Here is an 18,832-nt window from a genome sequence, read left to right as displayed (position 1 = left end):
TAAATGTGTCTGATAAACAGGCAATGACTTGATAGGAGATGGGGCATGAATGTGGTGGTGTTAAAGCACGCGCCGTTTGAACGGCTCGGGCAAATCGAGGTATGGTTGCAGGCGAAATCGGCCTCGGTCGAAACCGTGGTTTTGTATGAACCCAACGTGCGTTATCCTGATTTGGCATCCACGGACTTGGTGATTGCGCTCGGTGGGCCAATGAGTGTGAATGACGAAGTCAATTACCCTTGGTTGGTGGCGGAAAAACAATATATTCGTGATGTGGTGAAGGCCGACATTCCGTTATTGGGCATTTGCCTGGGCGGGCAGTTGATTGCCGCAGCGCTGGGCGCGAAAGTCACGGATAACCCGGAAGTGGAAATCGGTTGGCACAAAGTCTCGAATGTGAGCGACGACGCAGCGGTTTTTCGCTTTCCGGACGAAATTGAGATTTTCAACTGGCACAGTGAAACCTTTGCGTTACCGAAGGGCGCCAAGCGTTTGCTTCAAAGTCAGGCCTGTTCAAATCAAGGGTTTCAACTTGGTGAGCGCATCATTGGTTTGCAATGCCACCCGGAAGTGACGCCCTCCATTATTCAGGAATGGATTGATGAGATCGGCGATCAGATGACGGAAGGGGACTATGTTCAGCCACCAGGCCTCATGTTGGCCAAGCCGGAGGCGAAAATTCTGACGGTGCGGCCGGTATTGTTCGATTTGCTCGACTATCTGGTTCGGAACGCTTGAGGCGTTCTGTCGGAACTTCTTTAAATTTGTGATACATGGCGCTCGAGATTCCTCGGGCGTTTCTTGTTACTCGGCTGGGTGAATCTTTAAAACCCCGAGATTTGTCATCTGCCAGCCGGCTTTCTCATAAAACGCGATGGCATTGGTATTGTCTTTGTCATACACCAGTTGCGCTCTCGTGCAACCTTGCTGTTCGCACCAATCCAGTATCGCGTTCAATAACTGTTTACCAATGCCTGTACCTTGATGGGTCGGGTGGACAATCAGGTCTTCAATCCAGGCGGATTTGGCTCCTTCCGAGGTGGAATAAACCCATTGCGCGCTACAGATGCCGATGACGTGATTGTTTGATTCGGCTACCAGATAGCAGCAATCTTTATTCTCGATGATAAAGCCAATGCCTTTGACCTGTTTGTCGATATCGAAATCGAAATCGGCTTCCAGCGCGAATAAGGATTTAAGTAGGACGACCATTTCGGGAATGTCCTGGAAAGTGGCTTGTCTGATCTGCGTTGACATCTATTATTTTTACCTTTTAAAAACACTTAATAAAAAATCCCGTTTTTATTAAGGGCTTTCAAGAATAAAAAAACCGCCGTATGAGAGCGGCGGTTTTTCGTTTCTTTACATCTAAGTATGACTTAGTTTTTTTGGTTGAATTCTGGGTAGGCTTCCATACCACATTCTTCAACGTCCAAGCCTTCTTGTTCTTGTTCTTCAGTTGGGCGTAGGCCAACCGCTTTCTTGATGATGTAAAGCACAATGAACGAAGCGATGAACATCCAAGCGAATGTTGCAACCGTACCGATCAACTGACCCATGAAAGTCGCGTCGGAGTTGCTGAACAATACCGCGAAGATACCCCAGATACCGGCGGTACCGTGAACGGAGATCGCACCGACTGGATCGTCAAGCTTCATTTTGTCCATACCGATGATGGAAAGTACCACGATGATACCACCGACCATACCGATGATCAGAGCTAGACCAGGTGTTGGTGCCAGCGGTTCAGCCGTGATGGATACCAGACCGGCCAAGGCACCGTTGATCGCCATGGTCAAGTCGGTCTTACCGAACATGAAACGTCCCAACAATGCAGCGGCAATCATACCACCGGCAGCGGCCGCATTCGTGTTTACGAAGATAGCCGCAACCGCGTTCGCTTCGTCAACATTGGAGATCATCAGCTCAGAACCACCGTTGAACCCGAACCAGCCCATCCAAAGAATGAACATACCCAGGGTGGCCATTGGAAGGTTCGCACCTGGAATCGCACGTACTTCACCGTTAGGACCGTATTTACCAAGACGTGGTCCGACCAGGATGACAGCAGCCAAAGCGGCAGCGGCACCAGCCATGTGAACAACAACGGAACCAGCGAAGTCTTGGAAGCCTAGCTGATCCAACCAGCCACCGCCCCATTTCCAGTAACCTTCCATAGGGTAAATGAACGCCGTCATGACAACTGCGAACACCAAGAAAGGCCAAAGCTTCATACGCTCAGCAATCGCACCGGAAACAATCGACATCGTCGCAGCCGCGAAAACCGCCTGGAAGATGAAGTCAGACATGCCTGAGTAGTAAGGGGCACCGTCTCCGCCAGCGACGACGGCATCAACCGCATTGTCCGCGCCTAACAGGAACGAGATGTTCGGTAGGTAAGCGCTGATTGGGTCGCCAGGATACATGAAGTTATACCCGACAATCAGGTACATCGTACAGGCAACACTGTAAAGCAGTGCGTTTTTGGTTAAGATTTCAACCGTGTTCTTGCTGCGAACCAGACCGGCTTCCAGCATGGCAAACCCGGCGGCCATCCACATGACGAGCACGGCGCTCATCAAAAAGTAAAACGTATCCAGTGCATAGGATAGTTGTAAAAAATTTCCTTCCATAAAATTACTCCATGTTCACTTCTTTTATAAAGCGTCATCTCCCGTTTCAGCGGTACGAACTCTGATGACTTCTTCGATTGGCATGACAAAAATTTTGCCATCTCCCACTTTTCCGGTTCTGGCTGTTTCGGATATGCATGTCACGACACTGTCGAGCGCATCGTCCGAAATCGCCAATTCAATCATAATCTTGGGTACATAAGAGATTTCGTATTCTGCACCGCGATAGATTTCCTTTTGTCCTTTTTGACGACCATAACCCTTTACTTCTGTTGTCGTCAGTCCGTAGCTTCCTAAATCGGAAAGCGCATCACGGACGTCATTCAACTTGTAAGGATTAATGATCGCTTTCACTAACTTCATATGCGACCTCCCCTGAACGAGAAACTAAAAAGAACCAAATTACCTTTGGCGTCAAAGGTAATTTGGTTAAGTTTTTAGGTATGGAACAAATACCTGCGAGGAAGAAAGGAAGTTTAATACCAATAATTAAATTGTATTTAATTTCAAGGTATTAGTTTTAATATGGGGCGGAATTGATCGTAAAGCAATGCTGTGTTGCACTGAAATTGATTGGAGGGAAATTATTCTGGTGCAGTGTGGTTGTAATGAATGACATTGAGAAATTTGATTGGAACTTGTAACAACTCTTCCGGCCCATGAGAGACTTGAGCGTTGTATGTTAAAGAGTCACCGGGTTTCATGTGATAGGTTTGTTTTCCGTGTCGGTAAATCATTTCACCTTCCAGCAAATACATGAAAACTGTACCTTCGTGGGCGAAGGTCGGGAAGATTTCACTTTTGTTGTCCAGCGAGATCAAGAAGGGCTCGAAGGTTTTGTGTGGGCCGGAGTCATAAGCCAGAAGATGATAGGTGTGCCCGACTTTGGTGCCGCGACGAACCACTTCAAGGGCTTCCTCGGCTTTGACCAGCTGAGCGCCGCCTTCTTCGGCATCAAACTCTTTAAAGAACGCTGAGATCGGCACGCCGAGCGCGCGCGCAATTTTCAATAAAGAATCCAGGCTGGGCGACACTTGACCGTTTTCAATTTTGCTCAACATCCCTCGGCTGACACCGGACTGCTCGGAAATTTCCGCGATGGTCAGGCCTTGTTTCTTCCGAACATTATTGATGATTTTTCCGATGTAGAGGTCGAGGGATTGGTTGTCTTTTGCGCTCATTGAATCAGTCTTTTTCTTAGAGATAATGACAATATTATACCCAATCCAATCCACTAAAAAACTAAGTAATTTTTTATAGCCCAGTTAGGCGAGAGTATGGCCGAATGCGTTATTGATGGATAAGAAAGGCTGTGTAATGGCGCGCCCGAAGGGATTCGAACCCCAGACCTTTGCCTCCGGAGGGCAACGCTCTATCCAGCTGAGCTACGGGCGCGTTTTGAATGTGTTTTGAAAACGGGCACATTATAAGGGTTTCGCATGCATATGAACAGCTTAATCCATCGAAAAGCGCAGAACCGCTGTTAAGTGCGTTGCCGTGAAGTCTGGAGAAACCCCAATAGGTTTCATTTGGTTGTCAATTTCGGTGGCTATTCTGAAACCATCTTGGGTTGAGTGCGAGGCGGCTATGACGCATTTTGAAATGAAATCTGGAGAAGACGTTTCTCTGGAAAGATTATTCGTTCGGTTGAAAGCTTTGAGGGCGCGTATCCTAGGCGAGACGCAAACCGAGCTACAATCAATCGATGTGCAAACAAACGACGGCGGGCGGCTGTTCAGCTTGCATAATCTGCTCAATTATCAGGTCATGCGCCGGGAAAATCTTCATGCGTTGCAATCGGGGTTGGCGGCGGCCGGGCTGTCGTCCTTGGGACGAGTGGAGCCGCATGTGCTTTCCAATATCGATGCGGTGTTAAATGTCCTGTCACTTGCGGTGGATGGCGCGGCTTATGCCCCCGAAAAAGCCGAATGGTGCCTGGGGTATGAAGCCGGTTATCATGCGTTGCAAAAGCGGGCAGGTCGTCTGTACGGTGCTCGGCCAGAAAACCGGAGTGAATACATTTTGGTGACTCTGCCTTCCGAAGCGGCGGATAACCCGGACTTGGTGGAATCGCTCTTGGCGGCGGGCATGAATTGCGCCCGTATTAATTGTGCACATGATAATGACCAGGCCTGGTTAAAAATGGTTCGTCATATTCGTGGTCAGGCCAAGGCGTTGGGTGTGACCTGTCCGGTTTTGATGGATTTGGCGGGGCACAAAATCCGCACCGGTGACATTCAAATCGGCCAGGCGGCATCACAAAAAACGCGTGATAAATTCGAAAGCGGGCAAAAGTCCCAAAAAGGTGCTTACCCGAAAATTCACCGACATGACAAAGTGTTACTGTGTCGTGATAAAGCGGGTTTTTCCGAAATGGAAGCGGTCTTTGGCCTGTCGGTGCATGCCATGGTGACGGTCACTTGCCAGGATGTGATTGCGATGGTGTCCATCGGTGACAGCGTCTGGTTTGATGACGGCAAAATGGGCGGTGAGGTAATGGATAAACGGGATGAGGCCCTGTTGATCGATATGACTCAGGTTGGGCCGGGCGGCGTCCGCTTGAAACCGGAAAAGGGCCTCAACTTTCCGAATACAGATTTGGCGTTACCGACACTCAGCGACAAAGATGAGCATGATCTCGATTTCGTTTGTCAACATGCGGATATGGTCGGTCTGTCGTTTACCGAATGCGCGGAAGATGTTTTACGGTTACACAACCGGATGCGTGAAAAAGATGTGGAGCCTTTGCCGATTCTGGCGAAAATCGAAACGGCGAAAGCCGTGCGTCAGCTCCCGACGATTTTGGCCGTCAGTTTGTCGCGCAATATCGAACTGGGCGTGATGTTGGCGCGAGGGGATTTGGCGGTGGAGTTAGGCAGTGTTCGCATGGCCGGAGTGCAAGACCAGATTCTAAGGGTGTGTGAGGCGGCCCATATTCCCGTTGTTTGGGCCACGCAAGTGATGGAATCCTTTGTCAAAGACGGGCGTATTTCGCGCCCGGAAATCACCGATGCGGCCATGTCTCAACGTGCTGAATGCGTGATGTTGAATAAAGGTCCGTACATTACCGAGGCGGTACGGTTATTGAGTGACGTATTGCAAAAAATGGAATCTCAGCAGTTCAAAAGTCATACCCACATGGACATCTTGCAGTTATAAACTGCGTTCGGTGATTCGGGTACTTGGCGATAAGGCTTGGCGGCTGACAGGTTCAAGAAGCTGGTTAAGGGAGAAAATTAGTTTAATTTATTCCTATGTGTTAGTCTTTTATTGGACGTGACAGCTGAAAAAAAGGACAATTTCCATTATTTTTTAAAGCCTATTCTATGCCGACTTACCTTCGACTCATCAATAAGCATTTCTGGTGGCTGATTTTACTGACAGCGGTGCTTCTTTCGCCCGTCGTTTATATGCTTTACAGTTGGCAGGTTGACGATGCGCGTAATCAAGAGTTTCAATTCTACCAATCCTCCTTGATTGAAAAAGTGGATGTGCTGATTCAGGAAAAGCAAAACACTACGCAAGCGCTGGCCGTCGCCATGACATCGCCACCGAATTTTAAAAACGCGCTTCTGAACGGAGACCCGGATTTACAAAAAAAGCTGGCGCATTATACCCGTCAATTAAAAACCTTAACTAAATACAAAGGGGTTTGGATTCAGCTGGTAGACAAAACCGGCGTGAGTTTGGCTCGAAGCTGGACGACTAAAAAGGGCGATAATCTGGCCAAGGTGCGCCAGGATATCGCTTCGATGATTAAAAATCCCCGTAGAATCAATAATTTCAGTGTGGGTAAGTTTGCCCTCACGTTTAAGTCCATCGTTCCGATTTTTGACAATCATGACCGTTTTATCGGGATGGTGGACGTGATTTCACAAATTGATTCGATTGATCAGGCGTTGTCGGAAATGAGCCATGTGCATTCGGTGGTGCTGGTGGACAAACGTTACCGAAAACAATTAACCAATGCCTTTACCGGTCGATTCATCGATGATTATTATGTCGCCAATATCGATGCGACGGAGCCGGATGTGTCTTTGATTGAGCGATACGGTGTTGAACGGGCTTTCAAACATTCGGGGTATCAGGTTTTTGACGGGCATCTTATGGTGACTCGTCATATCTCGGATATCAATGGTCACCCCATGGCGACCTGGGTCACCTTGAAGCCGTTGGATAGCTTTGAATTCATGCATGTTTACGATACCCAAAAACAGTTCATTATCATGACATTGTTTATCGTGCTGCTGTTGATTATGTTATTGGCGATGATGTACTTCAAGCATCAAGCGGATTTGGAAAAGCGGTTTTTCTTTGAGGTGTTTGATACATCGACGGAAATTGTTTATGTTTCCAACCATCGGCGCATTTTGTTCGCCAATCGTCGTTTTTTCGAGTTTTTCGATTCCTTTCAGAATATAGAAGAATTCCATCAAGCCTATCACTGTATTTGTGAGCTGTTTGTTCCGGAAGAAGGGTATTTGCGGCGTTATATGGAAGGCGGCACCTATTGGTTTGATTATGTGATTGGAAACAAAGAAAAATCGCATTATGCCAAGATACGTTGGCATGATCAGGATTACATTTTTTTGGTTAAAGCGACCGATATTTCATCGCATTTCGGTACCGATTACGTCAGTGTTTTGATGACCGATATCACAGAAGAAGAACATTATAAAAATCGTTTAGAGTATTTGATTGCGCATGATGAATTGACTGATGTGCATAATCGCCATTACTTCAATCAATATCTTCAAAATGTCATGTCGGAATGGCCGGATCCGTTTTGCATGGTGTTTATTGATGTGGACCATTTCAAACAGGTCAATGACGCGCATGGCCATGATATGGGCGATAAAGTGTTGGTTGAAGTGTCTCAAGTGCTTGATGGGTTGTTACGGGTGCGGGATGTTCTCTGCCGTGTTGGGGGGGAAGAGTTTGCGATTATGTTACCGGATACCAACCTTGAAAATGCACTCATTCTGGCCGAGCGTTATCGAGAGGCGGTGGCCGATATGACCGTTGATAAAGGGCGTTTGTCCGTCACCATCAGTCTTGGGGTGGTGCAGCTTGAGGCGGGGGATTCCTTGCAAAGCTTTTACAAGCGTGCCGACCGAGCCTTGTACCTGGCCAAGCAACAAGGTCGTAACCGGGTGGAAATCGACCGCAGTTTGTAATTATTCTTCCTTCAAAAATGACCAGGCCTGGTCATTTTTTAGAAACGCTTAAGCTGGGCCTTTATCGGTTTTTTATCCCGTTTTTTGGTATGATTTGCGGCAGAGTCAATTTAATGTGTATGGAGTGTCGCCGTGAGCGTTTTACCAAATCATTTAAAATATGCGGAGTCGCATGAGTGGGTGTATATCGACGAGTCTGGAGACGCGGTTGTGGGGATCACCGACTTTGCTCAGGAGTCACTTGGTGACTTAATGGCGGCGCATCTGCCGGAAGTCGGCACCGACATTGCCCAAGGTGAAGAAGTGATGTCGCTGGAGTCGGTGAAAGCCGCGTCCGACATTTTTTCGCCTTTGAGCGGCGAAATCGTGGCGGTGAACACTGAGCTGGAAGACGAACCGGAATTGGTCAATGATGAACCTTATGATGGCGGTTGGCTGTTCAAAATTGCGCCGCACGGCGAGTCTGAGTTGGACAACCTTCTTTCGGATAACGATTATCAAGCGATGATCGATCAATAGCGGAATGCTAAAAAGCCAAATAGCTCGCTGACTTACCCGATTTTCCCAATCATTGAAAAGGGCATACAGCCTACCGGCCATTGCGCCATGGGCTTGATGCCCTTTTTACGTTAACACTTTAAGGAAAGACTATGACCGAAGCGGTTTTAAGACTGAAAAAAAATGAAGAAAAACGCCTGAAACAAGGGCATCTCTGGATTTTCAGTAATGAGGTGGATAACCAGGTATCGCCGCTGAAAAGCTTCGAACCCGGACAGGTGGTGACGGTGGAAGCCGCCAATGGTAAAGCCATCGGCCTGGCTTACGTCAATCCGAATACGTTGATTTGCGGGCGCTTGCTTAGCCGAAACCCGAAAGTCTCGTTCAACCAAGCGTTTTTGAAAAAACGCATTCAAGCAGCGCAGGCGTTGCGTGAACTCAACTACGATGCCCCGTATTATCGTTTGGTCTTCGGTGAATCCGATGGGTTGCCAGGCTTGGTGATTGACCGTTTCGGTGATGTGTTTGTGGCGCAAATCACCACCGCTGGCATGGAAGCGATGAAGGAGGAGGTGGTTCAGACCATTGAAAACTTGTACCACCCGCAGGCGTTGGTATTACGTAACGATACCGGCAGTCGAGAACTGGAAGGCCTGCCGCTTTACACCGAAGTCGCCATCGGCACGCTGCCGGAATCGATTCAAATGGCCGAAAACGGTGCCCGTTTCATGATCCCGGCGGAAGAAGGCCAGAAGACCGGTTGGTTTTATGACCACCGTTCGGCCCGTGCGCGGCTGCAATCGCTGGTGAAAGGCAAGACGGTGTTGGATGTATTCAGTTACTTGGGCGGCTGGGGGATTGAAGCGGCCGTCGCCGGCGCGACGGAAGTTACCTGTGTCGATGCATCGGCCTTCGCGTTGGACGGTTTGGAGCAGAACGCGGTCCTCAACGAAGTCATTGACCGTGTGATTACCATTGAAGGCAATGCGTTTGATGTGTTGAAAGCCTTGTTGACCGACGCGCATAAGTATGATGTGGTTATTGTTGATCCACCGGCGTTCGTCAAACGCAAAAAAGATTTCAAAGCCGGCTCGGAAGGTTATCGCCGCATTAATGAACTGGCGATGCGTTTGCTGAATACCGATGGTGTACTGGTGTCGGCGTCCTGCTCGCACCATATGAGCCGTGATGCTTTGTTAAACCAGATTCAACAAGCCAGCCGTCATGTGGATCGCCAAATCCAGTTATTCGATCAGTGCCATCAGGCCCCCGATCACCCGGTGCATCCGGCGATTTCGGAAACCGAATACCTCAAATCTTTCTTTTTCAGAGTCGGCAAAAGCTGGTAAAGCGTTTAATCGGAGTCGCATGATGAAACCCGCCTTATCCATTCAACAAAAACAGTTGGCCAAGCACTGCTATTGGGATGCGGATGCCCAAGTGCTTTGGGTGGATGGGCGTCAGTGGATGCCGAAAATGGGAGTTCTGGGCGTTCCGGGGTGGGACAATATGATGATCGGGGCCGAACCGATTCCGAATTACCCGGATGACCTCGCCCTTTTGGATTGGCCGGATCATGGTCAGCTCGGAACTTGGCGCAAGCAGATTCCCAACTGGGTTAAAGACAGTTGCGCCTTGTTCCCGACGCACCAGTTGACGCTGCTGCATTATGTGGGGCGTTATCCGCAATTATTGGAGCTGCTGGATCACTCTCCCATGCTGGCTTGGCGTTTGGTGGCCTCGGGGTTTCCGGAAGCCGATATAGTGGCATTGCTGAACGATAAACGCACACAGTTGGTTTCTGAGATCGGTTGGCCGGGCAAACAGGAAGCCGTCCAGTTTTTGCGTAAGTTGCGTTTACGCTATGTGACGGAGGAAATCTCGGATTTTGTAGAGGTCTGTGTGATGGATGAAAACCGGCTGGAAGGCTTGCAAGCTTTGCCGCGTGTAAATTCCATGGCCTTATCGTTGGCGGCGCGTTTTCCGCAACTGATCGGTTCGCGCCTGCATCAATCCTTGGCACGTTTACCGTGCCGACCCATGCAATGTCAAAGCCTGGTGGCGCAGTTGGAAGACGTGTATCGAGCCGCAGAAACCTTGCCGTTACCGGATTCGGAGCTGGAGGCGATCGGGGCTTGCCGCTATCTGGTGGATGTGGAGAAAATCTACCAGGCCTGGTGGTTTTCCGAATCCGCATCCACCACCTTGCCATCGGACGACGTGTGCAGTCATCCAGTGCGTTTGACGCAAAAAACCGAGTGGGAAGCCTTAAGCCATTTGCAGAAACATTATTGGATGACTGACTGGCCGGATTACGAGGCGGGAAACGTTTCGCTATGGGGATGGCAGTTGCACGGTGAGTGGGTGGGGATTCTGCTGCGGTTGTCCGAAACGTCGTCGCAAGGAGAAGCACCAGGAGAAAAGCCCAAACTGGCGCGCGTGCGCCAATCGGAAAATCAATTACCATCTTCAGAGCAGCTTAGTGCGATTCACCTCTGGTTAGCGGGGCGCTATGAAGCACCGCAGACGTGATGATTCACGGGGTGAGGAAAACGTTCAGAACGTTCAGGTCGATTATTTAAGTCGATTAGATTGATAATTAAGTCGTCGGCAATAATTTTTCCGAGCCCATCAAGTCGTCATAGGTTTCGCGAGGACGAATTTCGTAATCTTGATCGCCGTCCACCAATACTTCCGCCGCACGCGGGCGGGTATTGTAGTTCGAACTCATGGTGAAGCCATAGGCACCGGACGACATCACCGCCAGATAATCGCCCGCCTTCAGGCTTAAACGGCGGTCTTTGCCTAAAAAGTCGCCGGTTTCGCATACCGGGCCGACGATGTCCCACTCGGTTGCGTCGCCGTCGGCACGTTGTGAGACCGGCTGAATGGTTTGATAAGACTGGTACAGCGCCGGGCGAATCAAATCGTTCATCGCGGCGTCGATAATGGCAAAATTCTTGTGTTCGGTGGGTTTTAGGTATTCCACTTCGGTGACCAAAACACCGGCGTTACCGGCAATGGCACGTCCCGGTTCGATAATGACTTCAATCGATGGGTCGTCCAGCTTGGTGAGGATGGCCTGAATGTAATCGCGTACTTCCGGTGGTTGTTCATCGGTGTATTGAATGCCCAGACCGCCGCCTAAATCCAGATGGTGTAGATGAATGCCTTGGGCTTCCAAAGAGGCTTTCAGTTTTAACACTCGTTCCAACGCATCGACAAATGGGGTGATTTCGGTCAATTGCGAACCGATGTGACAGTCGATGCCAATGATGTCGATGTGGGACAGCTTTTGCGCATCGGCATACAGTTGCGGCGCGGTATTGATGTCCACTCCGAATTTATTGTCTTTCAAACCGGTGGAAATGTAGGGGTGGGTTTTGGCATCCACATCCGGGTTGACGCGGATGGAGATGGGCGCCTTGATGTCGAGGCGTTTTGCCACGGCCTGAATGCGGTCCAGTTCCGCGTGCGATTCGATATTGAAGCAGCGAATCCCTACCGTCAAGGCGCGTTCGATTTCAACGGATTTTTTCGCTACGCCGGAAAATACCACCTTGGCCGGGTCGCCGCCGGCTTTCAAGACGCGTTCCAATTCCCCTTGAGAGACAATGTCAAAGCCGGAACCCAGCCGAGCCAGAAGGTTCAAAATCGCCAGATTGGAGTTGGTTTTGACCGCGTAACACACCAGGTGCGGCTGATCACCAAATGCGGCATCAAACGCTTGCCAACGGTTTTCAAAGTGGTTTCGAGAGTAAACGTACAACGGGGTGCCGTATTTTTCCGCCAGCTGCGCCACGGAGCAGTCTTCGGCATAAAGGGTGTTGTTTTGATAATGGAAAGCGTGTGGCGTCTGACTCATGGTGTTTCCTGTTGTGGTTGTGTCGATTGGGCCGGTTGTTCGGCGGTGTCGTCCTGGGTGGTGTGGTTGGATGTGTTCTGGGTTTCATCCGTCACTTCTTGCGGTTTTTCCGGCAGGTAGAGCGGCCCTTTTTTACCGCAGGCGGTCAAGCCCGTCAATCCGGTTAACCCAACGGCGAGCAGCAAGGCGCCAAAAAGCATTCTGGCCGGCCTTGTGCGGCGTTGAGACGGTTTTATACCTGAATGTGTGTGTTGGAATTGGAACATTGCCAAACCATCCCCAGTATCATTAAAGGCGCTATTTTAGCCTATCCATACCGGAAATGAAAAACATTGCATTCTCCTGAGGAAAGGTTGGGCTTCAGCGCGAGGGATTGGTTAGAATACGGAGCTGAACAATTTCGCCTCACGCCGTGAACCATTGTGTATTGGCTTTCATATTATTTTAGGAGCGCTCATGCCAGAAGGAAAATCGCCGATTATCATCGAACCGCCGAAAGGGGCGGCCAACGCCAGTGTGATTTGGTTGCACGGTTTGGGGGCCGATGGGCACGATTTTGAAGGACTTTTGCCGCACTTATCGTTGCCGGACAATCACGGTATCCGTTTTGTGTTTCCAAACGCGCCGGTGCAGCCGGTGACGGCGAATTTGGGCGATCCGATGTCGGCCTGGTATGACTTTAAAACCACGCAGGTGATGGAGCAAGTTGATTGGAACGGTATCGATGCCAGTGTGGCGCGGGTGCATGGTTGGGTTGACGATGAACGGAACAAAGGCATTGCGTCCGAACGGATTTTGCTGGCGGGTTTTTCGCAAGGCGGTGTCGTTGTTTTACAGGCCGGGTTGCGCTATGAAGCGCCTTTGGCCGGCATTATGGGATTGTCGACCTATTTTCCCCATCAAGCGGCCCGAGAGGCTTCTTACGTTCAGCCAAGCAGCTGTCCGGTGTTTCTGGCGCACGGCACGGCGGACCCGATTTGCCCATTTACGGTCGCGGAGACATCGCGTGATACGTTGCAAATGCTTGGGCGGGCGGTGGAATGGCATACCTATCCGGGGATGCCGCATCAGGTGTGCGCTGAGGAGATAGGCGATATTGCCCATTTCATTCAGCGGCATTTGTTGATATAACTAAAAAACAACACATAAAAATGACCAGGCCTGGTGGAAAGTGATGCAACAAGAAGGAAAGCCGGAATGGCGAATGTAAGACGTTTTTTTCGATACGACGTGGAAATTCCAATCTACTTTGAAACCGTGGATGTGCAGGGGCGGCATTTGCGCGTTAATCGCGATAAATTGATCAAACGTCAGGAAGCGTTTCACCTTGAAGAATTGGATGCGGAAATCAAAGAACTTCTGAGCGAAGCCTTTTCGCCGGAATCGGATGCCTTGCGTATTTTCTATATGCTCAATCATCGCATTGACTACATGGTCTGGCTCATGGATGACATTATTGAAGGGCATGATCCGAGGTTGCGTCACGACTATAAATTCCGCTTGCGTGAAGATCGCAAAATCACACCGCCGGAAGTCAGTAATGTTTCCAAAGTGGGGCCGTTGATTGAGGGGTTTTTCCTACAGGTCAGCGACCATATTCACGAGTTGATCGAATCGGTTCAAAACAGCATTGACGGTAAAATTTTTCTGTTTCCGCGTAAGATTAAACCGAATTTTGATGAGTGCGACTATGTATCCAATTTGCAGGCCTTAAGTGAACGAAGTATTTTGCCCGCTAAGGTGTTGGAGTTGTTGATTCAAAAACTCAATTTTTATGAAACGGTGTTCGCGCGCTTAAAAGAGGCTTATCATTCGATTTCCGACCCCAGTTCTTGGCCGGTGATGGATGTGAATATCAGCGCCGGTGGTTTCAGTTTTAATACCAATGACACCTTTGAAAAGTTCGCGCATATGAATATTTTCATGCAGTTGGACGATAATATTTTGGTGTGTCGCGGTAAAATTGTACTGAATAAACCACTGAAAAATAGCGAGTTCGCTTATAAAATCGGGGTGGAATTTGAGTTTCTCAGCCGAGAACATGCAGAGATCATTACCCTGTTTGAGCAGCATCGTGAACTGAAAGATGCGATGGCTTTGGTTACAGAACAAAAACTGGCCCTGTTTTAAGGTTCCTTTAAAGCAAGCCTTTCGCTTTGGCGTGTTTGACGAACTCTCGGCGCACTTCCTGTACTTGTTTGAGCCAACCGGCAAAAAACTGGTAATCCTTTTCCACCAATTGATAAAGCTCCGATAAGGTGGCGCCGGGATGGTGCAGCGCAAACGCGGTAATTTCCAGCAATTTATTGATGTGTTTAGGGCTCATCTGAGTGGTGACGTCGAAATAGCTGACTTTGGTTAAAATCACGGCATCCAGAGTTGCTTGCCATTGTATTTTTTTTAGGTCGAAGCGTTCCGCCACTTCCGGGTAAACGCCGTTTTGCCGCATGTCGAGTAATTGACTGAGACGGTAGAAATGTAGGAGGTCGGCGGCGGCGTCTCGATAAGAGGCGGGCAGTGCGTCCATAAATCCGGCTTCGATAGAGTGGTTGCGACCTGGCATAGTGTAATCAAATTCCTCTAAGCGAAATTAAAGTGCATGCATTCTTCGATTTCAAAACGTTGAATTTCATTTTGCAAAAAATCCTGGCTCTTGCCGTCCGGAAATTCAAAGTTGATTGCGACACGTTCTTTATAAGCATCGTCAATGGTACGGATATCGACGATGTTGCCGCTGAACTGCAGCGTTTTGTTATGAGATGGAAAGTAGAAGAAGACATCCACTTTTTCAAATGGCTGAAAACGTTTATTCAGCAAAACCGCCAGGCCTGATGCGCTGACATTGGCTTGTTGCTGTCGCCATTCTTCGGGGTGTTGTCGCATCACATTGTCATCGTTGATTTGTCGGTATGCTTCCAGATAGGTATCCATCATGGAGCAAAGAGCATAAATCGACTGCACTAAGGGGATTTTGGCAAATTTGTCGCTTTTGAACAGTTCAATCGTTTCGTCGATTTTAAATGCGTAGGGGAGTTGAATATTGGCTTCAAACTGACTGGCCGTCGAATGGGTGATGCTGTGGATCATCGACTCCAAGAATGTCATATATTTTTCTTCAATCAGCTTGAAGTAGCGATAGGTTTTCGGGGACGACTCGCGAAGCGCTTCCACTTTTTGAAACCCTTGTTTTTTTTGATTGATTTGAATCCAAAATTGCGGCTCCAGTCGAGGGTTGATCCCTTGTGAAAGGGATTTGGCGCATTCGCCAAAAAATTCGATGAAGTCGATGACTTCGTTGAATAATTCGGTCACCAATGTTTTTTGGTCTTGGATACGGTTTAACCAATAAAGCGTGTCACTTTTTTGTTCGGCAATCAGCTTTTGGACAATCGGCGGAAAATAATCGACGCCGGTGGCATAAATTTCCCGGTCCTTAATGGGAGACGACGGGGTGATGAAAAGCCGAACCGGCATGTCGATTCGGAAAAATCGTCTGGAGTTGCCTTTTTGAAACCATCTGTTCATGGGTGCGGTGCTACTTCGTTTCGTTGTAGGATTAGGGCATCTCGATTAACCCCCAATGAATTCTGGCAACGCCAAGTTTGTCAGATCAAGGCGTGAACGTGAAGGAATGTCCAGACCTTGCAAACGTTGACAACGCAGAACTGGCGAACTTGGCTAAGCCCCGCAGAATTTTATTCGGGGTTAATCGAGGTGCCCATTATAGTTGTCCAACCTACATGCAAAGTCAATGCCAATTGCCGGAAAGGGGTAAAAAAATTTAATGGGCGGCGGGCTGGATTTCTAATGGGATCGTCAGGGATTTGTGGCGTTTGTCGGTCCAGAAGTAGTGTTTATCGGCGTCGTTGTGGCCGCAGCCGGATTGGCATTGCCCACTGGCACAGCTGGCCTGGGCGAAAGATTCTTTGATGTGTCCTTGGTCGATGAGGGGGCGAATCAACCCTTCCAGGGTATCCGGAGAGATGTCAAAATGGTTCAGAATGTTTTCTTCTGTGACATTTTGATGGGTGCGGATGTAACGTTTCAGCTCCAATAGGATCATTGGATCTCGCCTCGACTAAAATTGGGTGTTAATCGAATGATACGACTTTTGGCCGATGCGTTTCAAGAGGGCGTACAACAATAGATAACCTGCGGCGAAAATTCCCAACCAAACGCTGCTGGTCACTGGATGGGCATTGAATGTCATGATTTGATAGAAGCTCACGGCCACACTGTAGCCGAGGAACAAACTCCAAACGCCGCTGTAACTGGCCCAGCGCCAGCCCAGTTCTTTTTTGATGGCAGCAAAAGTGGCTACGCATGGGAAGTACAACAAGACCAACAGCAAATACGCATAGGCGGCGACTTCACCGTTGAAATGCTTGACCATTTTGTCGAGTGTCGTGGCGGCAATGTCCAGCTTTTCGGCGGCTTTTTCCGAATCTGAAGTGCTGGTTAGGGCTTCCAAGCCGAGTGGGTCGGTCAGGTCGGTAATGAATTTTTGTAGGTTTTCCGGAATCGTCCGGAAAGCAGAGGCGATTTCAGCCCAGAAATGGTATTCGTCGGTGGTCTCGGCTTGAGGAACCTCATCCATGGATTGATACAAGGCATCCAGCGCGCCGACCACAACTTCTTTGGCCAGAATGCCTGTCAGCAAGCCAACCGTTGCCGGCCAATTGTCTTCTGAGACGCCAAGGGGTTCAACGATTGGGGAGGCGGTTTTGGCAATGTTACTCAACACGGAATCCGATTGGTTTTCATGGCCGAACGAGCCGTCCGTCCCCAGACTGTTGAAGACATTGATCAACAAAACGATGATGACGATGATTTTTCCGGCCCCGAAAATGAACCCTTTCATTTTGTTATAGGTGTTCAGCCCAATGTTCATCAATGACGGGCGTTGGTAAGTCGGCAGTTCCATCAGCAGCGGAGCCGCCTCGCCTTGTAGTAGGGTATGTTTCAGTAACAGTGCCGTGACCACTGCCGCTAAAATTCCGATGAGATACAGGGAGAACACCAACAGAGTGGCGTTATCGGCAAAGAAGGCGGTGGCAAACAGCACATAGACTGTCAAACGCGCGCTGCAAGACATGAATGGCGTCATCATCACGGTCATGATACGAACCCGTTCATCCGGCAGGGTGCGAGTGGCGAGTACGGCCGGAATGTTACAACCGAACCCCACTACCAGCGGAATGAACGCTTGGCCAGACAAGCCGAGACGGCGCATGAAGCGGTCCATGATAAAGGCGGCGCGCTGCATGTAACCGGTTTCTTCCAATATCGATAAGAGCAGGAACAGGCCGCCGATGACGGGAATGAACGTCGCCACCACTTGCAGACCGCCGCCGACGCCTTGTGTCAGTAACACCGTCAGCCACTCAGGGCTGTGTAAGGCATTCATCAGTTGAGCTGGACCGTCCACGAATAAGGCTTGGGCACCGATGTCGAAAAAGTCGATGAAGACGTTGCCGATGGTAATCGACAAAGCGAAAATCAAATACATGATACCAAGGAAAATCGGCATGCCTAACCAGGGGTGAAGCGCCCAGTGATCGATAATCGAGGTGGTGTCGCGAGTGAATTTGTCCGTATGGGTTTGGGTGGTGTGCGCCGCCTCATGGGCGAATTGGAAGTATAGGTCGGCCGCAATCAGGGCCAGTTCTTCATCGTAATGCGTTTCCAGACGCTGCTTTTCTTCTGCCGCGAAGGTCCGTAACGAAAAGGGGGCTTTGTTCGGGTCGATCAGATATTGCAGCGCCAGCCAGCAGGATTCGGCACTGGGTTCGTTATACAACCGGTCTCGGATGCCGTGAACCGAGTGATGCAGCGCATCCGGCAGGTCGAAATGCAGTGGCGTATGCTTTTCCGCCAGGCCTGGTAGATTTTCTTTTAATTCATCAATGCCCTGATTGTAATAGGCGGAAATCGGCAAAACCGGACAGCCCAGTTTTTCGGACAAGGTGTCGATGTCAATTTCGAGATGGGCTTTTTCCAAACGGTCCATACGGTTGAGTGCGACCACGACCGGCAGCCCCATGTGCAGCAATTGTGCGGTCAGGAAGAGTTGACGTTCCAGACAAGTGGCATCGACGACATTGATGAGTAAATCCAGGTGTTCGTTTTGCAGGAAATCACGGGCGACCTGTTCGTCCAAACCGGAGTGGGAGGAGTTTTCCAGGCTGTAAATCCCCGGTAGGTCGGTCAATTGATAAGCCTCACGGCCAACCTGGAAATGACCGACTTTTTTCTCGACGGTGACGCCCGGCCAGTTGCCGGTGGTTTGGTTGGCCCCGGTCAGGCGGTTGAAAAGGGTGGTTTTCCCGGAATTCGGGCTGCCGATCAACGCGATATGATGCGGCGTTGCATTCGGAAGCGGCCGTTTCATGAAAGCAGTTGAACCTGGATGTTCTTGGCGAGGCTAGCGTCCAATGCAAAGCGACTGCCGTCCACGGAAACAATGTAGCATTGATTACGAATCATGCTCAGTTTCAGGTGGCTGTCGGTATGAAAGCCCAAGTTGACGAGATGGAGTTTGCACGCCAAATCCCCTGTCAACGCAAGGATGCGGCAGGTTTGATCCTGGTGGCAATCCGCCAGGCTGACGGTGTCTTGGTTGGGCTTTGTAATTGGATTCATAAAATAAATGATAATTA

The 18,832-nt window shown here is 49.5% G+C and carries 19 protein-coding genes and 1 tRNA gene; 8 read left to right on the top strand and 12 right to left on the bottom strand.

All coding sequences use genetic code 11. The features are described from left to right. Positions 1-45 precede the first annotated feature (45 nt). Positions 46-738, top strand: coding sequence for a type 1 glutamine amidotransferase (locus AC0KH7_RS09740; protein WP_472372937.1), 693 nt, complete (start codon positions 46-48; stop codon positions 736-738). 66 nt (positions 739-804) lie between these two features. Here AC0KH7_RS09740 and AC0KH7_RS09735 read toward each other — a convergent pair whose 3' ends face one another. From AC0KH7_RS09735 to AC0KH7_RS09715, 5 genes are all read right to left on the bottom strand, one after another. Then, a complete protein-coding gene (locus AC0KH7_RS09735) occupies positions 805-1,257 on the bottom strand; it encodes a GNAT family N-acetyltransferase (RefSeq protein WP_472372935.1) in 453 nt (150 codons plus the stop codon). 122 nt (positions 1,258-1,379) lie between these two features. Further along, the gene (locus AC0KH7_RS09730) at positions 1,380-2,633 is read right to left on the bottom strand and encodes an ammonium transporter (RefSeq protein ID WP_029938801.1); all 1,254 of its coding nucleotides are present in this window, start codon (positions 2,631-2,633) and stop codon (positions 1,380-1,382) included. A 24-nt stretch (positions 2,634-2,657) separates the two neighbouring features. Beyond that, a complete protein-coding gene (locus AC0KH7_RS09725) occupies positions 2,658-2,996 on the bottom strand; it encodes a P-II family nitrogen regulator (RefSeq protein ID WP_472372933.1) in 339 nt (112 codons plus the stop codon). A gap of 221 nt (positions 2,997-3,217) precedes the next feature. Further along, entirely contained in the window at positions 3,218-3,814 is a 597-nt protein-coding gene (locus AC0KH7_RS09720; RefSeq protein ID WP_472372931.1) for a helix-turn-helix domain-containing protein, read from the bottom strand. Between the two features lie 137 nt (positions 3,815-3,951). Then, positions 3,952-4,028, bottom strand: a tRNA-Arg gene (locus AC0KH7_RS09715). A 192-nt stretch (positions 4,029-4,220) separates the two neighbouring features. On the opposite strand from AC0KH7_RS09715, the gene AC0KH7_RS09710 reads away from it, so the two are divergent. The 5 genes from AC0KH7_RS09710 to AC0KH7_RS09690 all read left to right on the top strand — a co-directional run bounded on the left by AC0KH7_RS09710 (position 4,221) and on the right by AC0KH7_RS09690 (position 10,840). Continuing rightward, positions 4,221-5,792: a pyruvate kinase gene (locus tag AC0KH7_RS09710; protein WP_472372929.1), complete on the top strand. Its 1,572-nt coding sequence runs from the start codon at positions 4,221-4,223 to the stop codon at positions 5,790-5,792. Positions 5,793-5,959: 167 nt separating this feature from the next. Next, positions 5,960-7,810 carry a GGDEF domain-containing protein gene (locus AC0KH7_RS09705; protein ID WP_472372928.1) on the top strand — a complete coding sequence of 617 codons (1,851 nt, stop codon included), beginning with the start codon at positions 5,960-5,962 and terminating at the stop codon, positions 7,808-7,810. A 132-nt stretch (positions 7,811-7,942) separates the two neighbouring features. Then, a complete protein-coding gene (gcvH, locus tag AC0KH7_RS09700) occupies positions 7,943-8,329 on the top strand; it encodes a glycine cleavage system protein GcvH (RefSeq protein WP_472372926.1) in 387 nt (128 codons plus the stop codon). A 131-nt stretch (positions 8,330-8,460) separates the two neighbouring features. Then, positions 8,461-9,657, top strand: coding sequence for a class I SAM-dependent rRNA methyltransferase (locus AC0KH7_RS09695; RefSeq protein WP_472372924.1), 1,197 nt, complete (start codon positions 8,461-8,463; stop codon positions 9,655-9,657). 19 nt (positions 9,658-9,676) lie between these two features. Next, on the top strand, positions 9,677-10,840 hold the full coding sequence (locus AC0KH7_RS09690) for a hypothetical protein (protein ID WP_472372922.1): 1,164 nt from the start codon (positions 9,677-9,679) through the stop codon (positions 10,838-10,840). 67 nt (positions 10,841-10,907) lie between these two features. Here AC0KH7_RS09690 and lysA read toward each other — a convergent pair whose 3' ends face one another. Together lysA and lptM are read right to left on the bottom strand one after the other, a co-directional pair. Next, a complete protein-coding gene (gene lysA, locus AC0KH7_RS09685; protein ID WP_472372920.1) occupies positions 10,908-12,173 on the bottom strand; it encodes a diaminopimelate decarboxylase in 1,266 nt (421 codons plus the stop codon). After that, a complete protein-coding gene (gene lptM / locus AC0KH7_RS09680) occupies positions 12,170-12,373 on the bottom strand; it encodes an LPS translocon maturation chaperone LptM (protein ID WP_472372919.1) in 204 nt (67 codons plus the stop codon). Before lptM ends, lysA begins: the two co-directional genes overlap by 4 nt. Positions 12,374-12,629: 256 nt before the next feature. On the opposite strand from lptM, the gene AC0KH7_RS09675 reads away from it, so the two are divergent. Together AC0KH7_RS09675 and AC0KH7_RS09670 are read left to right on the top strand one after the other, a co-directional pair. After that, positions 12,630-13,304, top strand: a complete 675-nt coding sequence (locus AC0KH7_RS09675) for an alpha/beta hydrolase (RefSeq protein ID WP_472372917.1) — start codon at positions 12,630-12,632, stop codon at positions 13,302-13,304. 66 nt (positions 13,305-13,370) lie between these two features. Beyond that, entirely contained in the window at positions 13,371-14,303 is a 933-nt protein-coding gene (locus AC0KH7_RS09670) for a PilZ domain-containing protein (RefSeq protein ID WP_472372915.1), read from the top strand. 7 nt (positions 14,304-14,310) lie between these two features. Here the strand turns inward: AC0KH7_RS09670 and AC0KH7_RS09665 are convergent, their stop codons facing one another. From AC0KH7_RS09665 to AC0KH7_RS09645, 5 genes are all read right to left on the bottom strand, one after another. After that, on the bottom strand, positions 14,311-14,736 hold the full coding sequence (locus AC0KH7_RS09665) for a hypothetical protein (RefSeq protein ID WP_472366201.1): 426 nt from the start codon (positions 14,734-14,736) through the stop codon (positions 14,311-14,313). Between the two features lie 17 nt (positions 14,737-14,753). Continuing rightward, positions 14,754-15,698 carry a PilZ domain-containing protein gene (locus tag AC0KH7_RS09660; RefSeq protein ID WP_472372913.1) on the bottom strand — a complete coding sequence of 315 codons (945 nt, stop codon included), beginning with the start codon at positions 15,696-15,698 and terminating at the stop codon, positions 14,754-14,756. A gap of 256 nt (positions 15,699-15,954) precedes the next feature. After that, entirely contained in the window at positions 15,955-16,236 is a 282-nt protein-coding gene (locus AC0KH7_RS09655) for a FeoC-like transcriptional regulator (protein ID WP_127119296.1), read from the bottom strand. Positions 16,237-16,251: 15 nt separating this feature from the next. Further along, positions 16,252-18,564 carry a Fe(2+) transporter permease subunit FeoB gene (gene feoB, locus AC0KH7_RS09650; RefSeq protein WP_472372912.1) on the bottom strand — a complete coding sequence of 771 codons (2,313 nt, stop codon included), beginning with the start codon at positions 18,562-18,564 and terminating at the stop codon, positions 16,252-16,254. Further along, positions 18,561-18,815, bottom strand: coding sequence for a FeoA family protein (locus AC0KH7_RS09645; RefSeq protein ID WP_472372910.1), 255 nt, complete (start codon positions 18,813-18,815; stop codon positions 18,561-18,563). The genes feoB and AC0KH7_RS09645 overlap by 4 nt, the downstream gene beginning before the upstream one ends. Positions 18,816-18,832 lie beyond the last annotated feature (17 nt).

The sequence above is a fragment of the Hydrogenovibrio sp. genome (assembly GCF_965140365.1).
Taxonomy (GTDB): domain Bacteria; phylum Pseudomonadota; class Gammaproteobacteria; order Thiomicrospirales; family Thiomicrospiraceae; genus Hydrogenovibrio.
Note: the sequence above shows the minus strand (reverse complement) of the source record. Positions and strands in the feature narration are given on the sequence as shown.